Annotated in this window: 24 protein-coding genes; 12 read left to right on the top strand and 12 right to left on the bottom strand. The window is 60.7% G+C overall.

The genetic code is table 11. The features are described from left to right. Positions 1 to 85 precede the first annotated feature (85 nt). The 3 genes from MHY87_RS02770 to MHY87_RS02780 all read right to left on the bottom strand — a co-directional run bounded on the left by MHY87_RS02770 (position 86) and on the right by MHY87_RS02780 (position 3,749). On the bottom strand, positions 86 to 2,125 hold the full coding sequence (locus MHY87_RS02770) for an elongation factor G (RefSeq protein WP_239349136.1): 2,040 nt from the start codon (positions 2,123 to 2,125) through the stop codon (positions 86 to 88). 125 nt (positions 2,126 to 2,250) lie between these two features. Beyond that, positions 2,251 to 2,547 carry a hypothetical protein gene (locus MHY87_RS02775; RefSeq protein ID WP_239349138.1) on the bottom strand — a complete coding sequence of 99 codons (297 nt, stop codon included), beginning with the start codon at positions 2,545 to 2,547 and terminating at the stop codon, positions 2,251 to 2,253. Then, complete coding sequence (locus MHY87_RS02780; protein ID WP_239349140.1) at positions 2,547 to 3,749, bottom strand: pyridoxal phosphate-dependent aminotransferase; 1,203 nt, start codon at positions 3,747 to 3,749, stop codon at positions 2,547 to 2,549. Before MHY87_RS02780 ends, MHY87_RS02775 begins: the two co-directional genes overlap by 1 nt. A gap of 121 nt (positions 3,750 to 3,870) precedes the next feature. On the opposite strand from MHY87_RS02780, the gene MHY87_RS02785 reads away from it, so the two are divergent. From MHY87_RS02785 to MHY87_RS02795, 3 genes are all read left to right on the top strand, one after another. Further along, a complete protein-coding gene (locus tag MHY87_RS02785; protein ID WP_239349142.1) occupies positions 3,871 to 4,851 on the top strand; it encodes a tripartite tricarboxylate transporter substrate binding protein in 981 nt (326 codons plus the stop codon). Between the two features lie 229 nt (positions 4,852 to 5,080). Then, the gene (locus MHY87_RS02790) at positions 5,081 to 5,266 is read left to right on the top strand and encodes a hypothetical protein (RefSeq protein WP_239349144.1); all 186 of its coding nucleotides are present in this window, start codon (positions 5,081 to 5,083) and stop codon (positions 5,264 to 5,266) included. Between the two features lie 80 nt (positions 5,267 to 5,346). Beyond that, a complete protein-coding gene (locus MHY87_RS02795) occupies positions 5,347 to 6,486 on the top strand; it encodes a PQQ-dependent sugar dehydrogenase (RefSeq protein ID WP_239349146.1) in 1,140 nt (379 codons plus the stop codon). Between the two features lie 6 nt (positions 6,487 to 6,492). On the opposite strand, the gene MHY87_RS02800 is transcribed toward MHY87_RS02795, so the two are convergent. The 3 genes from MHY87_RS02800 to MHY87_RS02810 form a co-directional block, all read right to left on the bottom strand. Then, positions 6,493 to 6,813, bottom strand: coding sequence for a YnfA family protein (locus MHY87_RS02800; RefSeq protein WP_239349148.1), 321 nt, complete (start codon positions 6,811 to 6,813; stop codon positions 6,493 to 6,495). An 8-nt stretch (positions 6,814 to 6,821) separates the two neighbouring features. After that, positions 6,822 to 7,163 carry a DMT family protein gene (locus tag MHY87_RS02805; RefSeq protein ID WP_239349150.1) on the bottom strand — a complete coding sequence of 114 codons (342 nt, stop codon included), beginning with the start codon at positions 7,161 to 7,163 and terminating at the stop codon, positions 6,822 to 6,824. A gap of 179 nt (positions 7,164 to 7,342) precedes the next feature. After that, the gene (locus tag MHY87_RS02810; protein ID WP_239349152.1) at positions 7,343 to 8,155 is read right to left on the bottom strand and encodes a C13 family peptidase; all 813 of its coding nucleotides are present in this window, start codon (positions 8,153 to 8,155) and stop codon (positions 7,343 to 7,345) included. Positions 8,156 to 8,315: 160 nt separating this feature from the next. On the opposite strand from MHY87_RS02810, the gene MHY87_RS02815 reads away from it, so the two are divergent. From MHY87_RS02815 to MHY87_RS02830, 4 genes are all read left to right on the top strand, one after another. Further along, the gene (locus tag MHY87_RS02815) at positions 8,316 to 8,705 is read left to right on the top strand and encodes a DUF3775 domain-containing protein (protein ID WP_239349154.1); all 390 of its coding nucleotides are present in this window, start codon (positions 8,316 to 8,318) and stop codon (positions 8,703 to 8,705) included. Positions 8,706 to 8,833: 128 nt separating this feature from the next. Further along, complete coding sequence (locus MHY87_RS02820) at positions 8,834 to 9,052, top strand: hypothetical protein (protein ID WP_239349156.1); 219 nt, start codon at positions 8,834 to 8,836, stop codon at positions 9,050 to 9,052. A gap of 191 nt (positions 9,053 to 9,243) precedes the next feature. Beyond that, a complete protein-coding gene (locus tag MHY87_RS02825; RefSeq protein ID WP_239349158.1) occupies positions 9,244 to 10,056 on the top strand; it encodes a bifunctional 2-polyprenyl-6-hydroxyphenol methylase/3-demethylubiquinol 3-O-methyltransferase UbiG in 813 nt (270 codons plus the stop codon). A gap of 142 nt (positions 10,057 to 10,198) precedes the next feature. Then, positions 10,199 to 11,251 (top strand): DUF808 domain-containing protein, encoded by a 1,053-nt coding sequence (locus tag MHY87_RS02830; protein WP_239349160.1) that lies wholly within the window; start codon positions 10,199 to 10,201, stop codon positions 11,249 to 11,251. Between the two features lie 59 nt (positions 11,252 to 11,310). Here MHY87_RS02830 and MHY87_RS02835 read toward each other — a convergent pair whose 3' ends face one another. Further along, positions 11,311 to 13,491, bottom strand: coding sequence for an esterase-like activity of phytase family protein (locus MHY87_RS02835; RefSeq protein ID WP_239349162.1), 2,181 nt, complete (start codon positions 13,489 to 13,491; stop codon positions 11,311 to 11,313). Positions 13,492 to 13,621: 130 nt separating this feature from the next. Here MHY87_RS02835 and uvrB point away from each other — a divergent pair, with 130 nt between their 5' ends. Then, complete coding sequence (uvrB, locus tag MHY87_RS02840) at positions 13,622 to 16,330, top strand: excinuclease ABC subunit UvrB (protein WP_239349164.1); 2,709 nt, start codon at positions 13,622 to 13,624, stop codon at positions 16,328 to 16,330. A 122-nt stretch (positions 16,331 to 16,452) separates the two neighbouring features. Continuing rightward, positions 16,453 to 17,103 carry a calcium-binding protein gene (locus tag MHY87_RS02845; protein WP_239349166.1) on the top strand — a complete coding sequence of 217 codons (651 nt, stop codon included), beginning with the start codon at positions 16,453 to 16,455 and terminating at the stop codon, positions 17,101 to 17,103. 139 nt (positions 17,104 to 17,242) lie between these two features. Here the strand turns inward: MHY87_RS02845 and MHY87_RS02850 are convergent, their stop codons facing one another. Next, positions 17,243 to 18,058, bottom strand: a complete 816-nt coding sequence (locus MHY87_RS02850; RefSeq protein ID WP_239349168.1) for a nickel-binding protein — start codon at positions 18,056 to 18,058, stop codon at positions 17,243 to 17,245. Positions 18,059 to 18,257: 199 nt separating this feature from the next. Continuing rightward, positions 18,258 to 18,416 carry a DUF3309 family protein gene (locus MHY87_RS02855; RefSeq protein WP_239349170.1) on the bottom strand — a complete coding sequence of 53 codons (159 nt, stop codon included), beginning with the start codon at positions 18,414 to 18,416 and terminating at the stop codon, positions 18,258 to 18,260. Positions 18,417 to 18,684: 268 nt separating this feature from the next. Between MHY87_RS02855 and MHY87_RS02860 the strand changes: the two genes are divergently transcribed. Together MHY87_RS02860 and MHY87_RS02865 are read left to right on the top strand one after the other, a co-directional pair. Beyond that, positions 18,685 to 18,912, top strand: a complete 228-nt coding sequence (locus MHY87_RS02860) for a NepR family anti-sigma factor (RefSeq protein WP_239349172.1) — start codon at positions 18,685 to 18,687, stop codon at positions 18,910 to 18,912. Further along, on the top strand, positions 18,909 to 19,460 hold the full coding sequence (locus MHY87_RS02865) for a sigma-70 family RNA polymerase sigma factor (protein ID WP_239349174.1): 552 nt from the start codon (positions 18,909 to 18,911) through the stop codon (positions 19,458 to 19,460). The genes MHY87_RS02860 and MHY87_RS02865 overlap by 4 nt, the downstream gene beginning before the upstream one ends. A gap of 113 nt (positions 19,461 to 19,573) precedes the next feature. On the opposite strand, the gene infA is transcribed toward MHY87_RS02865, so the two are convergent. The 3 genes from infA to MHY87_RS02880 all read right to left on the bottom strand — a co-directional run bounded on the left by infA (position 19,574) and on the right by MHY87_RS02880 (position 20,611). Continuing rightward, the gene (infA, locus tag MHY87_RS02870; RefSeq protein WP_009494617.1) at positions 19,574 to 19,855 is read right to left on the bottom strand and encodes a translation initiation factor IF-1; all 282 of its coding nucleotides are present in this window, start codon (positions 19,853 to 19,855) and stop codon (positions 19,574 to 19,576) included. Between the two features lie 92 nt (positions 19,856 to 19,947). Next, complete coding sequence (locus MHY87_RS02875) at positions 19,948 to 20,157, bottom strand: cold-shock protein (protein WP_091138623.1); 210 nt, start codon at positions 20,155 to 20,157, stop codon at positions 19,948 to 19,950. Between the two features lie 193 nt (positions 20,158 to 20,350). Further along, positions 20,351 to 20,611, bottom strand: coding sequence for a hypothetical protein (locus tag MHY87_RS02880; RefSeq protein WP_239349176.1), 261 nt, complete (start codon positions 20,609 to 20,611; stop codon positions 20,351 to 20,353). Between the two features lie 176 nt (positions 20,612 to 20,787). On the opposite strand from MHY87_RS02880, the gene MHY87_RS02885 reads away from it, so the two are divergent. Then, positions 20,788 to 21,585: a BON domain-containing protein gene (locus tag MHY87_RS02885; RefSeq protein WP_239349178.1), complete on the top strand. Its 798-nt coding sequence runs from the start codon at positions 20,788 to 20,790 to the stop codon at positions 21,583 to 21,585. Positions 21,586 to 21,637 lie beyond the last annotated feature (52 nt).

Consider the following 21,637-nt stretch of genomic DNA (forward strand, 5'->3'; position numbering starts at 1 on the left):
TCCGGTGAAGGTTAGATTGGCGCGGAAGGAGGGATTTGTCGATGGGCGCCCTCTTTGAGAGGAGGAAACGCCCATCGATGAGGTGTCAGTGAGCCTTCTGCACGATCATATCGGCGGTTTTTCCGCTCAGCTCGGCCATATGGTCGAAGCGGGTCGAGAAGGTGCCGACACCGGCTGTGACCGAGCGCAGCTCAATGATCAGGTCCCCAATCTCCGATTCCGGAATGGTGGCGCTCAACACCTCCCATCCCGCCCATCCCGGCCGCCCGTCATAGCCGAGGATCTGCCCGCGTCTTGCGGTCACGAGGCCTGTGGCCTTGGACAGGGCCTCTGTGGGTATGGTGATCTCGACCGAGAGAATAGGCTCCAGCAGCACCGGCTTGGCTTTCGGAAGAGCCTCCGCCAAGGCGAGCTTCGCCGCTGCCTGGAAGGCCGCATCGGAGGAATCCACCGTGTGGTATGACCCGTCTGTGAGGCTCACGGCCAGATCGACCACGGGGAAACCCAACGGCCCGTTCTTCAGCGCATCCCGCACACCGGTTTCTACGGACGGAATGTATTGGCGTGGCACGACGCCACCGGTGATGCGATCCTCGAAGGCAAAGCCCTCTCCGCGCGGCAGCGGCTTGATCTCGATCATCACGTCGCCGTACTGGCCGTGACCGCCGGTCTGCTTGCGATGACGGCCGCGAGCGGACGCATGCAGGCGGATCGTTTCGCAATAGGCCACACGCGGCTTGGAAATGTCGACGCCGACCTGGAAGCGGGAGGCGAGTTTTTCCACCGTGACACGCAAGTGCATCTCGCCCTGTCCGAGCAAACGGATCTCGCCCATCTCGGGCCGCGTCTCCACCACGAGAGACGGATCTTCCTCGGTGATCTTCGTGAGTGCGCTCGAGAGGCGCACGTCGTCCTTGCGATCCTTGACCTTGAGCGCTACCGCATAGACGGGCTCAGGCGGCGCGGAGGAGACGATGGTGTCCGGGCGCATCTTGCCGGATGCGAAACTGTCACCCGTCGCGATGCCTTCGAGACGACCGAAGCCGACTGCATCGCCCGCATTGGCCTCATTGCGGCGCGTCGTATTGCTGCCAACCATCGTAAGCAGAGAACCGATCCGGCTTTCCGCACCCTGGGAGCCCAATGCAGTGTCGCCTTCATGGAATGTGCCGCGCATCACGCGCGCGACGGAGAGCTTACCGCCCTGCCCCATGTGAAGGGTTTTCATCACATGCGCGAGAGGCGCGCCTTCTTCCGGGATCCCAAGTCTGGCGCGGGTTTCATTGAGCGTCGGCGCTTCATGGCGTAGCGCTTTCAGAAGTCGCGTGACGCCGTTGCCGCGCTCGGCGGAGCCGATGAGGGCAGGCACCACATGCCGCTCACGCAGTTCTTTGGAGAGATCGTCGAAGATGCGGTCGCGCGGAGGCTCGATCTCGGAGATCAGCTCCTCCATCAGTTCGTCATCGTAATCGGCGAGCTTTTCGAGCATGGCGAAACGCGCCTCGCGCTCGCGCAAACCTTCGCCATCGGGCATCTCGACGACTTCGCTAGGCGCATGCTCGCGATAGATGAAAGCGCGCTCCAGGGCTAGATCGATGAAGCCGACCGCGATGCCGTCCTTCCACAATGGGATCTGGCGCAGCAACAAGGGCGTGCGCGATGCCTGCTGCAGAAGGCTCAATGTTTCGCGGACACGCTGCGTGGCCGTGTCGATCTTGTTGATGAAGAGGAAGCGCGGAATGTCCGCCTCTTCAAGCTCCCGCAGAATGATTTCAAGTGCCGGAATTTTACGTTCGTCGGATTCGCATACGACGATCGCCGCGTCACAGACCGGCGTGATGTTGCGCATCTCGTGCAGGAATTCCGTGGATCCTGGGCAATCGACGAAGGTCATCGTCTCGCCTAGAAACTCGACGGTGGCCACATTGGGCTCGATGCTCATGCCGTGAGCGCGCGCCTCGGCGCTCGCATCGCCGACGCTGTCGCCATTGACCACGCGGCCTGCGCGCGAGATCGCGCCGGTGCGTTCCAGGATCGCTTCCAGGAGAGTGGTCTTGCCGCTCTGGAATGGGCCAACGATGGCAATGCATCGCGGGCCCGCGGGTCCTCTGCCGTTGGGTGCCATGAAAGTCTCCTCCCTGCCCCCGTCAGCGCGCTCTTCACGGCCGCTTTAATGGATGCTCTGCTTGTCGGGAGAAGTTGGCAAGGGACATTTTGCGCACAGAGAACGGCCAAGCTTGAACTTGGCCGCTATCTCAGATGGGCGGGAGTAGCGTCCTGATGCTCGCCGCGGCGCACGGTCTTCATGGCGAAGATCGTCACCGGCCCTGCGCGAAGGAGGTTCATGGAGGAGACGATCATCTCCGCCAGGCGCTCAGGGCTGACGCTGTCGCCCTCGATGTCGAGGATGAAGTCTTTTGCCTCGACATAGCCGCCATTGGTGAAGTCGACGCGAAAATCCGACTTCACCCGATAGACGGATTGCTGATTGACCCGATAGGGCTCTGCCTCGGGATCCGGATGGAATGTCCGAGGCAGATTACTCATCAGCGAAGCGATCCGCAGAAGCGCTGGATGCGGTTACAGGCATCTTCCAGCAACGCGTTCGACGTGGCGTAGGAGATGCGGAAGTTCGGGCCCAGACCGAAGGACGAGCCGTGCACGGCGGCGACACCTTCAACTTCCAGAAGTTCGGCGACGAAATCCTCATCCGTCTCAATGACCTTGCCCGACGGCGCGGTCTTGCCGATGGCCTCGGCGCAGGATGGATAGACGTAGAACGCGCCTTCCGGCATCGGGCACTTCAGGTACTTCGACTGGTTGAGCATGGAAACCACGAGGTCGCGGCGCTCCTCGAAAGCCTTCTTGAAGCGCGGCAGGTGATCCTGCGGGCCGTCGAGAGCCTCGACGGCTGCCCACTGGGAAATCGCGCTCGTGCCGGAGGTCTGCTGGCCCTGCACGAAGTCCATCGCCTTGATGAGATGCTCAGGGCCACCTGCGTAACCGATGCGCCAGCCGGTCATGGCATAGGACTTGGACACGCCGTTCATGGTGAGCGTGCGCTCGTAGAGGTTCGGCTCGACCTGCGCGGGCGTCACGAACTCGAAATCGCCGTAGGTGAGGTGCTCATACATGTCGTCGGTGAGCACCCACACATGCGGATGGCGCATCAGCACGTCGGTGATCGCCTTCATCTCAGCGCGGGAATAGGCCGCGCCCGTCGGGTTCGATGGCGAGTTGAGGATAATCCACTTTGTCTTCGGGGTAATCGCGCGCTCGAGGTCGCCCGGCTGGAGCTTGAAATTGTGTTCCATCGTGCAATCCACGAACACCGGCTTTCCGCCGCAGATCACAACCATCTCAGGATAGGACACCCAGTACGGCGCCGGAATGATGACCTCGTCACCCGGGTTCAGGGTTGCGAGCAGCGCGTTGTAGATCACGTGCTTGCCGCCCGTGGAGACGATGGTCTGCGAAGGCTTGTAGTCGAGGCCGTTCTCGCGCTTGAACTTGCGGGAGATCGCCTCGCGAAGCGGCACAATGCCGGAGACGGGGGTGTACTTGGTCTCGCCGCGACGGATGGCCGCGATGGCCGCTTCCTTGATGTTGTCGGGCGTGTCGAAATCCGGCTCGCCGACGGAAAGGCTGATCACGTCCCGCCCCTGGGCTTTCAAATCGCGCGCTTTCTGCGTGATGACGATCGTGGCAGACGGCTTAACGCGAGAAAGGGCATCAGACAAAAAGCCCATGGGAAACCTCCGATAGGGGCGTTAGGAAGGGAATGTGACGGGGGCGGACCCTAATCCGCTCAAGCTGTCCAAGCAAGCAAAACAGCCCTGCTCGACAGGCTTTTTCAGGAGACGCCATTTCATGACCTTTTCCCTTACCCGCCGCATGGCCCTCGGCCTTCTCGCAGGCGCCGCCCTGTTCTCGCAGGCCGCCCTCGCCCAGCCTTATCCCAACCGCGTCATCAAGATGGTGGTGCCCTACCCGGCCGGTGGCCCGACCGACGTGATCGCCCGCATTGTGGCGGAGGAGATGGGCAAGGAACTCGGCCAGAACGTGATCGTCGAGAACATGGCGGGCGCATCCGGCGCCGTCGGCACGCGCGCCGTCGCCCGCGCCACGCCCGACGGTTACACCCTCGTCTTCGGCAACAACCAGACGCACGGGAACAACATGTTCCTGCTGAAAGATCCGGGCTACGACGCGGTGAAGGATTTTGCTCCCCTCGCAGGTGCCGGCGCGTTCGAGCATGTCTTCGTGGTCAAGAACGACTTGCCTGTGAAGACCATTTCCGAATTGGTCGAACTCGCCAAGAAGGATCCGGGCAAGCTCAATTACGGCTCCACCGGCGTCGGCTCCGGCTCGCATCTGGCGACCGAGCTTTTCATGACGCGCACGGGGATCAAGATGACCCATGTGCCCTTCCGGGGCGCTGCTCCTCTGGTGACGGAACTTATGGGTGGCCGCATCGATGTGTCGAACTCCACCCTGCCGAGCGTGCTCGCGCAGTTCCAGGCAGGCCAGATGCGGGCCATCGGCCTCGCCAGCCCGCAGCGCAACCCGCTGGCCCCCGACGTGCCGACCTTGCGTGAACAGGGCGTCGCCAACGCGGATGCGGAATCCTGGGCCGCCTTCTTCGCGCCCGTGAACACGCCCAAGCCTGTCCTCGACAAGCTCTCGGGCACGATCATCGCGATCCTCAACAAGCCGGATGTGAAGGAACGTATCACGAAGCTTGGCTTTACTTTGAACGTGCGCGATCCCGAGACCTTCAAACCTTATCTGGACAAGGAGATCCAGACCTGGGCGGAGATCATCAAAGCGGCCAATATCGGCGCGGAATAAGTCTCGCCGAACAATCGCTTCCATCCAATGGCCGGGGCCTTGCTCCGGCCATTTTCATTGCGATGATTACTGTCCTAGTAAAACATCAGCAGCGTTAATATTGGTTAATGAATAGTTAACGTCGTCACTTACCAAGATCTCCAAAAGTATGACTTCAACACAGGGCGGAACTTTCCTGTATTGAATGGGTTTTTTCTCCGTAGCCGCCTTGGCATCAAGGGGAAAAACCATGAAAACCTTGCGTCCCAGGAACCACGTCGCGTCCCGCGTTCACCGGCTGGATCTTCGTCAGCAGAGCCGTTGCTCGCTGGCGCTGATCATGCTGATGGGACTGGCCACCCTCTCCGTTCTCGCCACCACGCAGACCCTGTCGGCGCGGGACACGAAGCCTGTCCACCTCTATTCCATCCGGTAACACGTGAGTGAACGGCCGCGAGGTTGACGCCTCGTACCAGGAGGTTAGCTCTTCGACCTCAAGATTGACGGAGAGCCTCCATGCCGAAACTTCGCCTTGCCCTCGCCTGCGCCCTGGTTCTTGCCGCCGCCCCGGCCGCGCTGGCTCAGGACACGCAGCGCCTTCGCACCGACAAGGCGGAAGTGATCGTCGAGACGATCGCCCGCAATCTCCAGAACCCCTGGAGCCTCGCTTTTCTCCCTGACAGCCGCATGCTGGTGACCGAGAGGCCCGGGCGCCTGCGCATCGTGGATGCGGACGGCAATGTCTCCGAACCGATCAAGGGGCTTCCGCGCATATCGGCCCGCGGCCAGGGCGGACTTCTCGATGTGGCGCTCGATCCCAATTTCGCGCAGAACCGCCTCGTCTATTTGAGCTTCGCCGAGGATCGCGGTGAAGGCCGCAACGGCACGAGCGTTGCACGGGCGCGTCTCAGTCAGGACGGGACGGCTCTCGAAGAGACGCAAGTGATCTTCCGCCAGGAGCCGTCCTATGCGGGAACGCATCATTTTGGATCGCGCCTGGTCTTCGCCCGTGACGGCAATCTCTTCGTGACGCTCGGCGAACGCAACGACCTGCGCAATCAGGCACAGAGCCTCAATAATCATCTCGGCAAGATCGTCCGCATCAAGTCCGCAGGCGGTGCCGCCTCCGATAACCCGTTCTTCAATCGTGAAGACGCACGCCCTGAGATCTGGTCATCGGGTCATCGCAACGTCCAGTCGGCGGCTCTCAATCCAGCGACAGGCGAACTCTGGATCGTTGAGCACGGCGCGCGCGGAGGCGACGAGGTGAACATTCCGCAGAAGGGCAAGAATTACGGCTGGCCCGTGATTTCCTACGGCGTGCATTACTCGGGCCAGAAAATCGGCGAAGGCACGAAAAAGACCGGCATGGAGCAGCCAGCCTATTTTTGGGACCCGTCCATCGCGCCCTCCGGCATGGCCTTCTATACGGGCGACAAATTCCCCGCGTGGCGCGGCAGTGTTCTCGTCGGCGCTCTTGCCGGAAAGCTCGTCTCGCGTCTTGAGACCAACGGCAACAAGGTGACCGGCGAAGAGCGCATGCTGCAGAATCTCGGCGAGCGCATTCGCGATGTGCGCCAGGGTCCCGACGGCCTGGTCTATCTCCTCACGGATTCTCCGCAGGGCCGCATTCTGCGCATGAAGCCTGCAACCTGAGCGGCATCAGGCGCGCGGCCCGAAGAGAATGAGGGCCGCGCCTGCAAGGCAGATCGCGCCGCCTGTAAAATCCCAACGGTCGGGCCGCGCGCCTTCGACGATCCAAAGCCACAGGATCGAGGCGATGATGTAGATGCCGCCATAAGCCGCATAAGCGCGTCCGGCGGCATCGCTCGGGGCAAGGGTCAGAAGATACGCAAAAAGCGCCAAGGCACTTAAGCCCGGCATAAGCCATAGCGGCGACTTACCCAGGCGCAGCCATGCCCAGAACGAGAAGCATCCCGCGATCTCGGCGAGCGCTGCGAGGGCGTAGACGAAGATCGCCATGGTCACGCTCAGCGGCCTTGGAAGATGAAGGCAGCACCTGCGGCGATCAGCACGAAGCCGATGAGATGGTTCCAGCCTAAGGACTCTTTCAGATAGAGCACCGAGAAGCCTGCGAAGACCACCAGCGTGATGACCTCCTGCATAGTCTTCAGTTCGGCGGCCGAATAGACGGCCGAGCCGATACGGTTCGCAGGCACCGCGAACCAATACTCGACGAAAGCAATGCCCCATGAGGCCATGACCGCCAGCCAGAGCGGCGATGTCTTGAACTTCAGGTGGCCGTACCAGGCGAATGTCATGAAGACATTCGAAGCGATGAGCATGAGAATAGGCGCGGTATGAGGGTTCATGAGGTTTGCATCGAAGGGCGATTGAGGGGCATTGCCCCCTGCCCTATTCCTTTCATGCATGGTGTCAAGCAATGGCCTTCGCCCATGCGGTAGAAAGCCGTTGCGGCAAAAAGGCCGGTTTTAAAGGATATTCCTTCAGGGCACGCGTTACCTTTGCCGAGCGACCAGCTGAATGAACATCAACATACGGAACGGGTGCCGCCTCGCTGTGTGCGGCAGGCCTGCTGGGAGGAGGCTTGATCGCGCTCGCCGAGGCGCGCAATCACCTCTGAGCCTCCGGCGATCTGCGGATTGGACGGATCGAAGCCTTCGCGCTCCTCGCGCTGTGTCACAAGGGCACGCGCCTTCTGAAAAGCCACATCGAGGCGGCTTTCTCCACGCATGGCCTTGTTGAAGAACGCATCACCGAAATAGGTCCATGTCGCGCCATCACGGCAGCCGAAGGAAGATCTGTCGGCAGAGGCAGCCGTGATCACCAGCGTACGTTCATCCGCGAGCTTCGCGAAAACGCCCGAATAGCAGGCCGATACGATCACGACGCGGTAGCGCGCCCCGCTCTCCTGCAGGAGTTGCCGCACGTTGCCGGGCGTGATCATCGTGTGATCGTCCTTAGTGACGATGGCGGCCCCATCGGTGCTGCCGTGCGAGGTCAGGAAGAACACCAGCACATCGTCAGCATCGACCACTTCGCTGACGGATTGAACCGCCTTGCGGATGGTCTGCGGCGTAGCGCCCGCGCTTCGCTTGGTATTGAAGCCGACGATGGTGCGGTTCTTCGTATTCAGGCTTGTGCCGAGCACGCGGGCCGCACCCTTCGCCTCGCTCTCGAACACGCTCTGCGGACCCCAGAGGCCGAAGGAGAGAATATAGACATCCGTTCCCGGCCCCGAAGGAGCAAGACGTCCGGACTGAGCCAGGGCCGCGCCCGACAATCCAACGGTGAACGCCATGGAGGCGAGAAACATCTTCAGGCCATTTGCTCTGTAGCGCACATCTCTCTCCTTTGAGGCGCACTTCTTCTCAACCATGAAATAATATTCGTCACGCCATGACAAGGCCGCGTGATGGAAACCTTGACGCTTGCCGAACCGAAAGCCGTCTTAGGGGTTTTCCTGTCACAGAATTCAGAAAGAGCTTTCTAAGAGGATTTCGATGGATATCGCGCTCGACAAGGTCTGCGAACTCATTCTCCGGGTCAGGGCCATTGACGTGAAGGAGGGCGTCACCGATCCAGCCTCGGGCTCGAACCCTATCGACGACGGCGCCATCGACGCTCTTACCACCTCGCCGGACGATGCCACCGAGGACGAGCTGCGGGATGTGATTGCCGGCCTCAACGATGACGAGCGCGCCGATCTGATCGCTCTCGTCTATATAGGGCGCGGCGACATGGAGCCCGAGGAATGGGGCGATGCGGTGCGCCTCGCCCGCGAGCGCGAGGAGGCAAACTCCGTCTCGACCGCGGATTGGCTCATCGGCATTCCCAACCTCGCCGATCTGCTGGACGAAGGCCTCAATGCCATGGGCCGCAGCTGCGCCTGAGGGGCATTCAGCGCGGCTCGACGCAAGATCACAGAGAATTTTTCAGAACATCGCCGACATGGTGACGGTGCCCTATTTGCGACACGGAGTGAGAGAACACTCCGCCGTGCCTGCTGAAGGAGGACGCCATGTGTGCGCGCAGTCCTGAAGAAAGCTCTGAAGAGAAGGTGCAGACCAAGATTCTGCAGGCCATCCACGATGCCCTTGACGACACTCAAAGTCCAGCCGAGCCTCAGCACAAGGACGTGCCAGTCTCTCAGACTCCACAGGAGAAGCTGCTCGACACCAAGGTCGAACTCGACCGTGTCGAACTCTATCTGAAAGGGCCAACGGTCTTCACCGCCTGAGCTCCTCCTAAGCTCTTCGGACGCCTCTGCGCATTCCGGCACCCCGCTCCGAGCGCATCTTCAACGGCCTCCGGCACGAAGGCTTGAGCCTGGCATCGTGCAGGTCGTTTTCTCATGGATAGGTTTTACACGCTGCTACGATTGCCTTAAGCACGGAGCCCCAAGGAATAAAGTTACCCTGGAGACGACCCATGGTGGAATCCTGGCAGCAGGCCAACCTGTCGAATTGGAACAATCGGGCAGCATTGCATATCCGCGATGCCACGGGTTTCTATAATGTTGAGGGCTTTCTGGCCGGCGAAGACAAGCTCCATTCCATCGAGACTTCCGAGATCGGCGATGTGAAAGGCAAGCGACTTTTGCACCTGCAATGCCATTTCGGCCTGGACACGCTCTCCCTCGCCCGCCGTGGAGCCACCGTCACCGGTCTGGATTTCTCGCCTGTTGCCATCGAGGGCGCACGCGGTCTCGCGAAGAAAGCCGGTCTGCCCGCCACCTTCGTAGAGGCCGATGTCTACGACGCGCGGAAAGTGATCGACGGTCATTTCGACATGGTGTTCTCGACCTGGGGCACGATCTGCTGGCTCCCCGACGTCAAGTGCTGGGCGAAGGCCGTCGCGGACATGCTGACGCCGGGCGGCACTTTCTATTTTCTCGACTCGCACCCATCCGCCCAGGTTCTTGAACAACGCGACGGACGCCTGGAGCCGACCTATGGCTGGCGCACGCCGATGGACAAGCCTGCGGCCTTCGAAGAAGCGCAGTCCTACACGGGCGATGCTCACAAGGAAGCGATCAAGGATTACAACTGGATCCACCCCTTGTCCGATGTGATCGGCGGGCTTCTCGATGCAGGACTTCGCCTGGAATTCCTGCATGAGCATGAAGTCCTGCCCTACAAGCTCTTTCCCATGATGGTGCCGGCAGGCCAGGGCCTTTTCCGGCTTCCCGACGGATCGGTGCCGATCCCGTTGTCCTTCTCGCTCAAGGCGGTGAAGGCCTGATACTTTCAGCGTCCCTTACACTTGCCCTTGCACCTGCCTTGTACCGAAACTGCCCCTCGGGCGTTGTTGCTCCTGTGAGGAGCAGCTTGGCTCTTCCCCTATCCGGTTCCGCTCCCGGGACGTATCTTAAACAGGAGACCCCATGAGCATCGGCCTGATCGCCCTGCTGGACGATATCGCAGGTTTGGCCAAGGTAGCGGCCGCCTCCCTCGACGATGTGGGAGCGCAAGCCGCAAAGGCGGGCGCGAAGGCTGCGGGCGTGGTGATCGACGACGCGGCCGTCACGCCGCGCTATGTCGTCGGCTTCGCCGCTTCCCGCGAACTGCCCATCGTCGGAAAGATTGCCCTAGGATCGCTGAAGAACAAGCTGATTTATCTTCTGCCAGCCGCATTGCTCCTGAGTTTTTCCGCGCCCTGGGCCATCACTCCGCTGCTCATGATCGGCGGCGCTTATCTCTGCTACGAAGGTTCGGAGAAGGTGTTCGAAGCCCTCTTTCCCCATGGCGCGCATGAGCACGAAGCCCAGCTTAACAAAGCGGTGCAGAGCGCGCAAAGCCTTGAGGACGAAAAGATCAGCAGCGCCATCAAGACCGATTTCATTCTCTCCGCTGAGATCATGGCGATCACCCTCGGCACGGTTTCCGAGGCTTCGACCTCTATGCAGGCCTTCGTCCTCGGGTTGGTCGGCATCGGCATCACAGCGCTCGTCTATGGCGGCGTGGCGCTGATCGTAAAGGCGGACGATGCGGGCGTAGCGCTGGCCACCAATGAGCATCCGATCTCCAGCCTCTTGCGCCGGGATGCACAGAGCGGCGCCTCTTCGTTGGATAAAACGATTGCTCCGCTCACACGCGGCTTCGGACGCGGCCTTGTGCGCGCGATGCCTGCTCTTCTGCGCCTGCTTGGCATCGTCGGCACAGCCGCCATGATCTGGGTCGGCGGCGGCATCATCGTTCACGGGTTGGAAGGCTACGGCTTTGCATGGCTCGGCCATGCAATCCACGCCGTCGCCGTTGCAGCTGGCCATGCCGTTCCTGTCTTGAGCGGTGCCGTGGAATGGCTCATCACGGCGGTAGGCTCAGGCCTCTTCGGCCTCGCGCTGGGAGCGGTGCTGATCGCGCTCATCCATTATGTGGCCTTGCCGCTGGTGAAGGCCGTACGCGGCAGCCGGAAGGCGGAGAAGCACACGGCTTAACGATCAAGGGCTGCTCGAATGAGCAGCCCTTTCTTATTTGACCGTGGCGAGCGAACCTCTCAGAGCTTGCCGAGCTTGAGGAACTGCGTCTCGCCGGAAGAGTCGTTCACGCCGTCGTTGTCGGTGATGATGTAGGCCTCCCCCGCCGCATCGATGGCGAAGCTCTCGACCTTGTCGAGAACATAGCCCTTAGCCGCCTTCAGGTCCGGCAGCAGATCGCGCAGCTCCGTCTTCTTCACGGTCGGCAATTCACCGCCAAGCACAACAGGCTTCATGTCGGCCAGGGAGACGGAATAGAGCTTCTTCAGCTTCGCCTTCTCGGCGATCTGATTATCGCGCTCGATGATGATGACGCGATCGCCCGCAGCCGTAATCTCGGACAGGCCGACCCAGCCTTCCTCCGTCTTGTCGAGAGGATAGCGCACGCCGCCCCAACTCTTGTCCGAGGGCTTGTAGGCGAGGAGCTTCACGCTGTTCTTGGCATCGTCCGCCCATTCGCGCTGTACGGCAAGCCAGACGATTTCATTCGCGCCGGAGCCGGTCACCGTCACACCCTCGAAACCATAGTTCTTCGCGCCCTCTTCGAGGCTTGCGGGCAGAGAGACTTCCTCCTGGATCTCGCCCTTCGCATCGACCTTCACGAGAAGATTCTTCACGCCTTTTGGCACATTGCCTTCGGATGCGAGCCAGAAACCGCCATCGCTTGCAAGCGCCACGCCTTCGAGATCGAGTTTCTCGGCGGCCTGTCCCTTGCGCGTCACGAGCGTTTCCGCCGTGATCATTGCAGGCTTCCGCGTTGCATCGATGGTGAGAATGCGCGGTGCACCGCCATAGGCACTGTCCGTAATCGCGTAGAGCTTACCAGCCTGCGATTTGTCGGCGGCGATTCCGGAGAGAGCACCCCAAGCGATAGGCAGGCCCTGAGCGTTCTTGGCCGAGCGTATCATGGGATAAGCAGGTGCTGTGCGCTCGGCACGCTGGTAGATCATCACATGCGGAGCGACGCCGCCATCCACATGCAGGGGCGTCTCGCTGGTCGCAATGAAGAGGTTGCGCGAGGGAATGGCAATCAGGCCTTCCGGACCGATGCCCGTGGGCAGAACCTGCACGAGTTCAGGCGTGGCGCCCGTATCGCGGTATATGCCGACGACTGAGCCGCGCTCGGAGCCCACAAAGATCAGGTTGTCCTGGCCGAAGCGGGCAGCCTCGATGCCTTCGATCTCAATGCCCTTCTTATTGCGGCTTTCGGGATAGTGGCCGAGAGACACGATCTCATGCTCCAGGCTGGCGCCGGATTCGTAAGAAACGCTGCCGTCCTTGTTGAAGATGGTGAAGCCGCGCGATCCGCCCTTCCAATCGCCTTCATTGGCGGTGGCGAAGCGGTTGTTGTCGATCCAGTGCACGCCATCGGGCTCACGCGGCACGCCGTTCATGGAGCCGCTGAGATCGATCCTGCCGTCCTTCTTCGTGTCGATGTTTTTCAGATCGGCTTGGCCTGCGGAGAAATGGGATTCGACCTTTCCGGTCTTTCCGTCCACCACGACGATATAGTTGTTTTCCTGCAGGGTGACGACGATCTTGCCCTCGTCGTTCACGTCCACATATTCCGGTTCCGGATCATCGCCCGCAACATCCGCGAGGCCCGTCATGGCGACGGTCTTGAGGCCTGAGCAGTCGATGGCGTTGCCATTGAGACTACCGATCACCAGCGCGCCGGCGGGAAGCTGCGGCAGGGCACCGTCATTCACCTTCTCGTCGCGCTCGTTCTCGATGGCGATGGCGAGCACGCCCGCATTGGCGGCAACCGAGTCGGGCTGGCCGGGAAGCTGGCATTCGGAAGACACTTTGCGGCCCGCCAGATCCACCAGCACCAGCTTGCCGCTCGGACTCTTGTAGCTTTCCGAGGTGTTGACGGCGACGAAAGCGGTGCCGCCCACGATCTTCACCGAAGTAGGCTCGCCGCCCACAGCCAGCGTACCGGCAGGCTTGGGCGCAGCCGGATCGGTGATGTCAATGAAGCCAATGCTCTTGCGCGGGCTGTCGGTATAGACGAGCAGGTTGCCGTCCTCGCTCGCGGAGATGATCTCCGCCACCGTCTCGCTCTTCTTGTCGGCATCGGCGAGGTTGGCGATAATCGGAAAACTGGCGATGCGGTCGAAATATTCGGCCGCTGATGCGTTAAGAGCAGAGCCTGCCAAAAGGACGCCGGCTACCGAGCCGGCGACGAGAGAACGGTGCATGATATATCCCCGCGATATGGTTGAGCTTGGCGGGAGTTGTCATGCGCCAGTCTCATGACGGGTGGATGACGGCAGGGAGAGGCATCCCCCACCCTTTCAATCTTCGCTCTTTTGTACCATATTCGTTCCCATGGCCAAGACACCCAAGAAGCCCAAGCTTTCCACCGGGAAAGCCTCCAAGCCTGAGCTGAAGCCTCTCGCTCCTCATCTCGCCGACCTGCTCAATCCCGCCGTCAATCGGGAGCGCGAGGCGGCTGAAGGATTCGCCGAGCGGGCGCAGGAAACCTTCATCCATGGCGACATCACGGATGTCGACCCGGCTCTCGCCAAGAAGCTTGGCCTGAAGGGTCCCGATGATGGGCCGGACGTGGCAAACGAATTGGGGGATCTAGCAACGGAATCCGGCTTCTCGGCCACCGTCGATGCGCTCTCGAGGCTGCTCACGGAAGGCGATCCGCGCTTCAAGAACGGCAAGGCCTGGGTGCCGCACCGCCCGCCCCGTCCCGAGAAATCGGAAGGCGGCATTCCGTTCAAGATCAAATCCGAGTTCACGCCTTCAGGCGACCAGCCCAACGCGATCCGCGAATTGGTGGACGGCGTACGGCGGCAGGAGCGCGATCAGGTGCTGCTCGGCGTCACCGGTTCGGGCAAGACCTTCACCATGGCCAAGGTGATCGAGGAGACGCAGCGCCCCGCCCTCATCCTCGCGCCGAACAAAACGCTTGCCGCGCAGCTTTACGGCGAGTTCAAGTCGTTCTTCCCCGACAACGCGGTGGAATACTTCGTCTCGTATTACGACTATTACCAGCCTGAAGCCTATGTGCCGCGCTCGGACACCTTCATCGAGAAGGAAAGCTCTATCAACGAGCAGATCGACCGCATGCGCCACTCGGCGACCCGTGCGCTGATCGAGCGTGACGACGTGATCATCGTTGCCTCCGTGTCGTGCATCTACGGTATCGGCTCGGTGGAGACCTATACGGCCATGACCTTCTCCGTGAAGGTGGGCGAAAAGATCGAGCAGCGCCAGCTCATCGCGGATCTCGTGGCCTTGCAATACAAGCGCATCCAGAGCGATTTCGCCCGCGGCACTTTTCGCGTGCGCGGTGACGTCATTGAACTCTTCCCCGCCCACTTGGAGGATCGCGCCTGGCGCATCGGTCTCTTCGGCGACGAGATCGAGAGTATCGTCGAGTTCGATCCGCTCACCGGCAAGAAGACCAACGATCTGTCCTTCGTGAAGGTCTACGCGAACTCGCACTATGTGACGCCGCGTCCGACCTTGCAGCAGGCCGTGAAGGGTATTCAGGACGAGTTGCAACACCGTCTTCAGGAACTCGCCCGCATGGGCCGCCTGCTGGAAGCGCAGCGCCTGGAGCAGCGTACGCAATTCGACCTTGAGATGATCGAGGCCACCGGCGTGTGCAACGGCATCGAGAACTATTCGCGCTATCTCACCGGCCGCAAGCCCGGCGAGCCGCCGCCGACCCTGTTCGAGTATCTTCCCGACAACGCCCTCGTCTTCACGGACGAGAGTCACGTCACCGTGCCGCAGATCGGCGGCATGTATCGCGGCGACTTCCGCCGCAAGGCGACGCTTGCCGAATACGGCTTCCGCCTGCCCTCCTGTCTAGACAACCGCCCCTTGCGCTTCGAGGAATGGGACGCCATGCGTCCGCAGTCGATCCATGTCTCGGCGACGCCGCAGAAATGGGAGATGGAGCAGACCGGCGGCGTGTTCGTGGAACAGGTCATCCGCCCGACCGGTCTCGTCGATCCAATTGTGGAGATCCGCCCCGCCCGTTCCCAGGTCGACGATCTCGTGCACGAGGTGAAGGAGCTGTCCGCGCAAGGCTATCGCACGCTCGTCACTACGCTCACCAAGCGCATGGCCGAGGACCTCACGGAATACATGCACGAAAACGGAATCCGCGTGCGCTACATGCACTCTGACATCGACACGCTAGAGCGCATCGAGATCATCCGCGACCTACGCCTCGGCGCCTTCGACGTTCTGATCGGCATCAACCTGCTGCGCGAGGGTCTCGACATTCCGGAATGCGCGCTCGTCGCCATTCTCGACGCGGACAAGGAAGGGTTTCTGCGTTCCGAGACGTCGCTGGTGCAGACCATTGGCCGCGCGGCGCGTAACGTGGAGGGCAAGGCGATCCTCTATGCCGACAAGATCACCGGCTCCATGGAACGCGCCATCGCGGAAACTAACCGCCGCCGCGAGAAGCAGCTCGCCTATAACGCCGAGCACGGCATCACGCCGCAAAGCGTGAAGAAGAACATCACGGACATTCTGGAGAGCGTCTACGAGCGCGATCACGTCTCCGTCGATACGGGCCTTGCCGACAAGACCGTCGGCCACAACCTCAAGGCCGTCATCGCGGATATGGAAAAGCGTATGCGCGAAGCCGCCGCGAATTTGGAGTTTGAAGAAGCAGCAAGACTGCGCGACGAACTCAAGCGATTGCAGGCGACGGAACTTGCCATCAGCGACGATCCCATGGCGCGCCAGAGCGATGTGGAGCGCGATGCGGGCAAGTATGGCGGTTCGCGCAAATACGGCCGCAACGCCAATCTGCCGCCGAAGGGGCTCCCTCCTTCAGCGGACGGCGCCAGCGAGGGCGATGAGGATTCAGGCTCCTACGGCCCACTCGGCAAAGGGCGTTCCGACGAAGGCACGCGCATTCGCAAGCCCGGCCTCGACGAAATGGGCCCAGGCACGGACCGCGAAGTCCCGCTGAATTTCCGCGAGCGTCCGGCTGGCCGCTCGACGCAAGGCTTCGCGGGACAAAAGCCGAAATATAAGGGCGGGCGCAAGGGGCGCTAGGCCAAGGCCCGCCTGCTTAAGATCAGCAGGAATCCACAACTACAAGATGACGCCGCTTCATGAATGCAACTTTATAATATATAACCCTCCGTGGCTATGCCCATCCTACGGAGGAGTTTCGGATGCTTACCTCTCGCTTCACGTTTGACACCGATCTGTCGGAATATACCGACCTTTATTATGTGGGGGATGTTACCCATCTCGGTGTCGTTTATCGGCAGCATCTCGCCTTTGGCACCAACGACCACACTATCGTCGGTTCCGCAGCCCAGGACTCGATTTACGGCTCAGACGGGCAAGACGTGATCGTCGGCAACGGCGGCAATGATATCCTCAGAGGCAACAAAGGCGATGATCTGATCTTTGGCGATCATTTCTATTTTCAGCTAGGGAACGACTATCTGGACGGTGGCGCAGGAAACGACACTCTGCAGGGCGGCATTGGTGACGACGTATTGCTAGGTTGGTTCGGAGACGACGTCCTTTATGGAGGAACCGGCAACGATACCTTTGCAACGTGTTACCGAGATGGCACGGACACGATCAAGGATTTCAGCTTTGGCGATAAGCTCGTCATGACGGATGTGACCACATCGCATGACGGTGTTTTCGGCATCGGAAGCTACAACAAGCCGGCTCCGATCTATGACTGGTTCACTGTCGTCGGCACCAAGATCACGACGGATTACGGCACAGTCATTATCGAAGGGATCAAACCCGAGCAGCTGAAAGGAGGCATCGGCGCCTCAGGCTGGTGGGAGTGGCACCTGTAAGATTTTCATCGCTCAACAAAGCATTCTAATCTTAGGATGGTCGGGCTCCGGCCATCCGTTTCTGATTAGCCCAGCAGAGGCCGTGGCATCACTAAAGCCGCAAGGCTTGCCTGCTCTAGACACTGAAACGGCCTAAGGCTCAGTGCCACGTCACCTCAAAGGCCCCAACCGGCCGGGCAAAGCCTTTCAAAGTTCGCTGCCCGAGATTCACGCAAGTGATCCGACCCGACAAAAATGCGGACACTGCTTCGGACACAACAATGGTCTTCGGCTCTGCGCTCTGGCATAGGCGAGCGGCCATCTGCACGGTCGCGCCGAAAAGATCGTTGTGATCGGCGACAGGCTCGCCGGCATCCAATCCGATACGGACTTGCAGCTTCTCCTGGCTGGCAAGATTGAACGCATCGAATGCCTGCTGGATGGCGCAGGCGCATTCCACGCCAGCCTCGGCATCTTCGAAAACCGCCATGATTCCATCGCCCGTATGCTTGATCTCGCGCCCGCCTTTGCGATGCAATGCACGACGGACCAACGCATCATGAGCACGCACCATCTCGACGGCGCGCACATCGCCCAAGCGTGCGGTCATCCCGGTGGAGTCGACAATGTCCGTGAACATGATCGTGCGCATGGCGGGATCGATCGGAGCTTTAGTATCTGCACCAGCTGGCGTGAGGGGATCCGAAACACGACCCAAGAAAGCCTCGACGGCGGACAGATCGACTTCGATGACATCTCTGGCGATATTGCCGTGAGCCTCATCATGAACCCGCATGGCCGTCTGAATGTCGGGAGCATCGATAAGGCAGAACGCCGTTCCGCGCGTGTCGTCGAACCAATAGGTCAGGAACCGCACGCCGTAACGCCCCTGGACTTCCAGGTCGCTCCGATGGGCCTCGGCGATATCGACAGCCGTCAAGCCCTTCAAGTCATGCCGATCCAGGAATATGGGCATCGCTCTCTCCGAGCCCCCGAACTCAATCTACACCGTTTGGTAAAAGCCCGGAATGTCTTTGCCAGATCTCGAAGGTATGCCCCCGGTTCGCTAAGGGGATGACAGATGGCGGGGTTCTTACCCGTACAAGCTGGGCCTTAAGGCACAGGAAATGAAAAAGGCGGCCTTCCGGCCGCCTTTTTATCTCATCTCGAGACCGTCAAAGCCGTCCCATCAGCAGCAGGACGATCAGGATCAGCAGCACGACGCCGAGCAGGCCGCTCGGGCCATAACCCCAGCCTCGGCTGTGAGGCCAGGCAGGTACGGCGCCAATCAGCAGGAGAATGACGAGGATGAGAAGGATGGTGCTTACAGCCATGTATTGCCTCCAATAACGATACTACGGCAGGCCGCCTCTTCACGCATGACAACCCAAGAGGGACCTGAAAACCCAGCCGAAACTGAGCTGTTACAAGAAAACTTGGCCGTTCAAATTTGGTTCCCGCAGCCCTTCCGCAATGCACAGGAAGGAATCGCTGCCGTAACGGAACGATCGAATTGGCTTGGCGTTACATCCACGGCGATTGGGTGCCGCCGTGAGCGCGACCCTGCGGGAGGTCGCCGCTTCCTAAGGATCAGGATGCCCAATGCAAAAGAAGATTCAAAAGCCCATGTCTCAGTTCGATCCAGAGCCTATTCCAGGCCTCAGAAAGTCCTCATCACCGGCGCTCAGCCGTTCTGTCCAGACCCAGCTCGGTCAGCGTCTTCGTCAGTTCTACGAAGCCTTGGCGCTCGGCGAACAACCGGTTCCGGATCGCTTCATCGAAATCATCAATCGCCTGGATGAGCGGAAGCCGGAGAAGCAGCAATCATGAGCATCGATACCGATCTTCGCGATTCCATGCTCAAGGCGACGCCGAACCTGCGCGCCTTCGCCATTTCTCTGACGAATAACGTGGACCGTGCAGACGATCTCGTTCAGGAAACACTGATGCGGGCGATTGCCAACATCAACCGTTTTCAGCCCGGCACCAACATGCAGGCGTGGCTCTTCACGATCCTGCGCAATCTCTTTCATTCAGAATACCGGAAGCGGCGTCGTGAAGTGGAGGATGCAGACGGCAAATATGCAGCCGCCCTCTCCGTCCAGCCTGACCAGATGCCTCATCTCGATTTCGAGGATCTGCAGAAGGCGCTCGCGCGCCTGCCGCACGACCAGCGCGAGGCGTTGCTTCTGGTGGGTGCGTCAGGCTTCTCCTATGAGCAGGCCGCCGAGATCTGCGGCTGCGCCGTAGGCACCATCAAGAGCCGAGTCAACCGCGCGCGCAACCGCCTCGCCGAACTCATGCATCTTGAAGACATGGATGAGGATATTGGCCCCGACCGTATGACGCTCTCGGTGATGCACGCCGCTGTTGCCTGATCGGAGCCCATCTCAAACACCAAAGCCCGGCGAAGCGGAGAACCGCTCCCGGGCTTTCATTCATCGAATGATGCAGATGTGAATTGCGCGGCCTGAAGAAGCGCGCAATCGGTTTACCGGCGCCGGAACTGCTGGTTGCCGCGCTGCGGCGGACGGGGGCCGGAGGATGCACCCGAGTCCTTGTGGCGGAAGATGAGCCGGCCCTTTTCGAGATCGTAGGGCGACATCTCGACAGTCACGCGGTCGCCCGCCAGCGTCTTGATGCGGTTCTTCTTCATTTTGCCGGCCGTGTAGGCAATGACTTCATGGCCATTGTCGAGCTGCACGCGATAGCGCGCATCCGGCAGAATCTCGGTCACAAGTCCTTCGAAGGTGATCAGTTCTTCCTTTGCCATGCAAAGACTTCCTCGTAACAAAAAAGCCGCCCCTCTGCGGAACGGCCGATAGGCAAGAGGGCGCGCCGGGCACGCCCTCCAGATATCAAACCTTAGGCGTTCTGCAGGTTCACTGCAGAAGCGCGGCCGGTGCGCTGGTCGGTCTGAAGCTCGTAGGAGATCTTCTGACCTTCGCGCAGGCCACGCATGCCGGCGCGCTCAAGCGCCGTTGCATGGACGAACACGTCCTTGCCGCCGTTGTCGGGCTGGATGAAACCATAACCCTTGGTTTCATTGTACCACTTCACGGTTCCCGTTTCCATGGGAAATCCTTTCGCTGTCGTTTGCACGTGGGCGGGAGCCGAAGCCAATACGCCCGTTAGTCGATATTGGTAGAGAGAGGAACGTGCGCCCGGCAGTGCCAAAGCGGTGTAGCCCAGTCGTCCGGCCAAATGTCGATGCGTGAATAAGTAGGGGAAGGATAGGGCAATTGCAAGGCAGAACGGCTAAGCCTTCTTAGGTAGAAGGCTTAGCCCTTAGGCTTGAAATAAAGCCCTGCAGGGCTTTCTCACCCTGCTCCGTGAACCTGATCTCGTCCCCATCGGCCTCGATGAGGCCCCTCTCCGTGAGCTCGGAGACGGCCTTTTCGCTCGCCTTATGCCCCACTCCATCGCGCTGGACCACGCTTCGAACCCTCTGCCCGCTGGACAACTGGTGATAGATCGCAAAGGCAAAAACGGCCAATGCCTCGTCGCTCAAGCCCGATAGTTTAGCCATGGTGACCTCGTGTTTCGGATGCGTTTCGCCTCCGTCAATGCGGCCCCGGCGAACCCGTTCAACCCTGTCCTTTGAAAAGCGTTCAGAGGAACGGCTCTCGCGGCCTCACGTTGAAGAGGCAAGGCCCTGCCCTAGCGGCAGACCCCGTTTCCAGAAACACCGAAAGGAGCGCTCCCATGGCCAATGATCGCTATCGCGATGACGACGGCTATATCGCCCGCCGAGGCTTCGGCAATGAGCGCGCGGGCTACGACCGCAACCGTGATTCCGCCTCAGAGAGAACGCCCCGACGCGATTATGGCGATTCTGCCGGCTACGGCACAGGCGGCTCCGCCCGCGACTGGCGCGATGTCGTCGGCGAGGACCGTGACTACGATACCTCGTCCATTTTCCGCTCTAGCCGCAGCTTGGATCGCGACAGGGACTACCCCCGTTATGGACGCAACCAGGATCGCTACAGCTCTGACACGTTCGGCCGTGGCTCCCGCGATGCCTATGAGGAAAGAGGCTTCCTCGACCGCGCCGGAGACGAGGTCCGCTCCTGGTTCGGCGACGAAGATGCCGAGCGCCGACGCGACCGGGACATGCGCGAGGCAGGCTATCATCGCGGGCGCGGCCCGAAAGGCTATCAGCGCTCCGATGAGCGGATCCTGGACGATGTGAACGACCGCCTCACGGACGATCCTCATATCGACGCATCCGAGATCGAGGTGTCGGTTTCCAGCCGCGAGGTCACCTTGAGCGGCACGGTCAACAGCCGCTTCGAGAAACGGCATGCGGAGGACATCGCGGAAGCCGTTTCCGGCGTCACCCATGTGCAGAACAATCTGCGCGTCCAGCAATATGCCGATATGGGCATGGGCGGCAGCATGCTCTCGGGCGCCAGCGCGGCGGGCGCGGGAACGGTCGGACGGCCCGAAATGAGCGGCGCGACGGATAGGGACGAGACCACGTCCCGCAAAAACCGCTCCTGAGCAATATTGCCTTCGGGGGGCCATCCTCTGTCCCCTGCAAAGCTCTTAAGGA

The sequence above is a fragment of the Microvirga sp. ACRRW genome (assembly GCF_022346925.1).
Lineage (GTDB): Bacteria > Pseudomonadota > Alphaproteobacteria > Rhizobiales > Beijerinckiaceae > Microvirga.

Coding starts and splice junctions, on each gene's coding strand:
- MHY87_RS02815 (WP_239349154.1), top strand. CDS start 8,316: ATGGATATCGCGCTCGACAAGGTCTGCGAACTCATTCTCCGGGTCAGG.
- MHY87_RS02880 (WP_239349176.1), bottom strand. CDS start 20,611: ATGGCTAAACTATCGGGCTTGAGCGACGAGGCATTGGCCGTTTTTGCC.
- MHY87_RS02805 (WP_239349150.1), bottom strand. CDS start 7,163: ATGAACCCTCATACCGCGCCTATTCTCATGCTCATCGCTTCGAATGTC.
- MHY87_RS02795 (WP_239349146.1), top strand. CDS start 5,347: ATGCCGAAACTTCGCCTTGCCCTCGCCTGCGCCCTGGTTCTTGCCGCC.
- MHY87_RS02835 (WP_239349162.1), bottom strand. CDS start 13,491: ATGCACCGTTCTCTCGTCGCCGGCTCGGTAGCCGGCGTCCTTTTGGCA.
- MHY87_RS02845 (WP_239349166.1), top strand. CDS start 16,453: ATGCTTACCTCTCGCTTCACGTTTGACACCGATCTGTCGGAATATACC.
- MHY87_RS02800 (WP_239349148.1), bottom strand. CDS start 6,813: ATGGCGATCTTCGTCTACGCCCTCGCAGCGCTCGCCGAGATCGCGGGA.
- MHY87_RS02855 (WP_239349170.1), bottom strand. CDS start 18,416: ATGGCTGTAAGCACCATCCTTCTCATCCTCGTCATTCTCCTGCTGATT.
- MHY87_RS02830 (WP_239349160.1), top strand. CDS start 10,199: ATGAGCATCGGCCTGATCGCCCTGCTGGACGATATCGCAGGTTTGGCC.
- MHY87_RS02875 (WP_091138623.1), bottom strand. CDS start 20,157: ATGGAAACGGGAACCGTGAAGTGGTACAATGAAACCAAGGGTTATGGT.
- MHY87_RS02825 (WP_239349158.1), top strand. CDS start 9,244: ATGGTGGAATCCTGGCAGCAGGCCAACCTGTCGAATTGGAACAATCGG.
- infA (WP_009494617.1), bottom strand. CDS start 19,855: ATGGCAAAGGAAGAACTGATCACCTTCGAAGGACTTGTGACCGAGATT.
- MHY87_RS02820 (WP_239349156.1), top strand. CDS start 8,834: ATGTGTGCGCGCAGTCCTGAAGAAAGCTCTGAAGAGAAGGTGCAGACC.
- MHY87_RS02790 (WP_239349144.1), top strand. CDS start 5,081: ATGAAAACCTTGCGTCCCAGGAACCACGTCGCGTCCCGCGTTCACCGG.
- MHY87_RS02780 (WP_239349140.1), bottom strand. CDS start 3,749: ATGGGCTTTTTGTCTGATGCCCTTTCTCGCGTTAAGCCGTCTGCCACG.
- MHY87_RS02885 (WP_239349178.1), top strand. CDS start 20,788: ATGGCCAATGATCGCTATCGCGATGACGACGGCTATATCGCCCGCCGA.
- uvrB (WP_239349164.1), top strand. CDS start 13,622: ATGGCCAAGACACCCAAGAAGCCCAAGCTTTCCACCGGGAAAGCCTCC.
- MHY87_RS02850 (WP_239349168.1), bottom strand. CDS start 18,058: ATGCCCATATTCCTGGATCGGCATGACTTGAAGGGCTTGACGGCTGTC.
- MHY87_RS02860 (WP_239349172.1), top strand. CDS start 18,685: ATGCAAAAGAAGATTCAAAAGCCCATGTCTCAGTTCGATCCAGAGCCT.
- MHY87_RS02785 (WP_239349142.1), top strand. CDS start 3,871: ATGACCTTTTCCCTTACCCGCCGCATGGCCCTCGGCCTTCTCGCAGGC.
- MHY87_RS02770 (WP_239349136.1), bottom strand. CDS start 2,125: ATGGCACCCAACGGCAGAGGACCCGCGGGCCCGCGATGCATTGCCATC.
- MHY87_RS02775 (WP_239349138.1), bottom strand. CDS start 2,547: ATGAGTAATCTGCCTCGGACATTCCATCCGGATCCCGAGGCAGAGCCC.
- MHY87_RS02865 (WP_239349174.1), top strand. CDS start 18,909: ATGAGCATCGATACCGATCTTCGCGATTCCATGCTCAAGGCGACGCCG.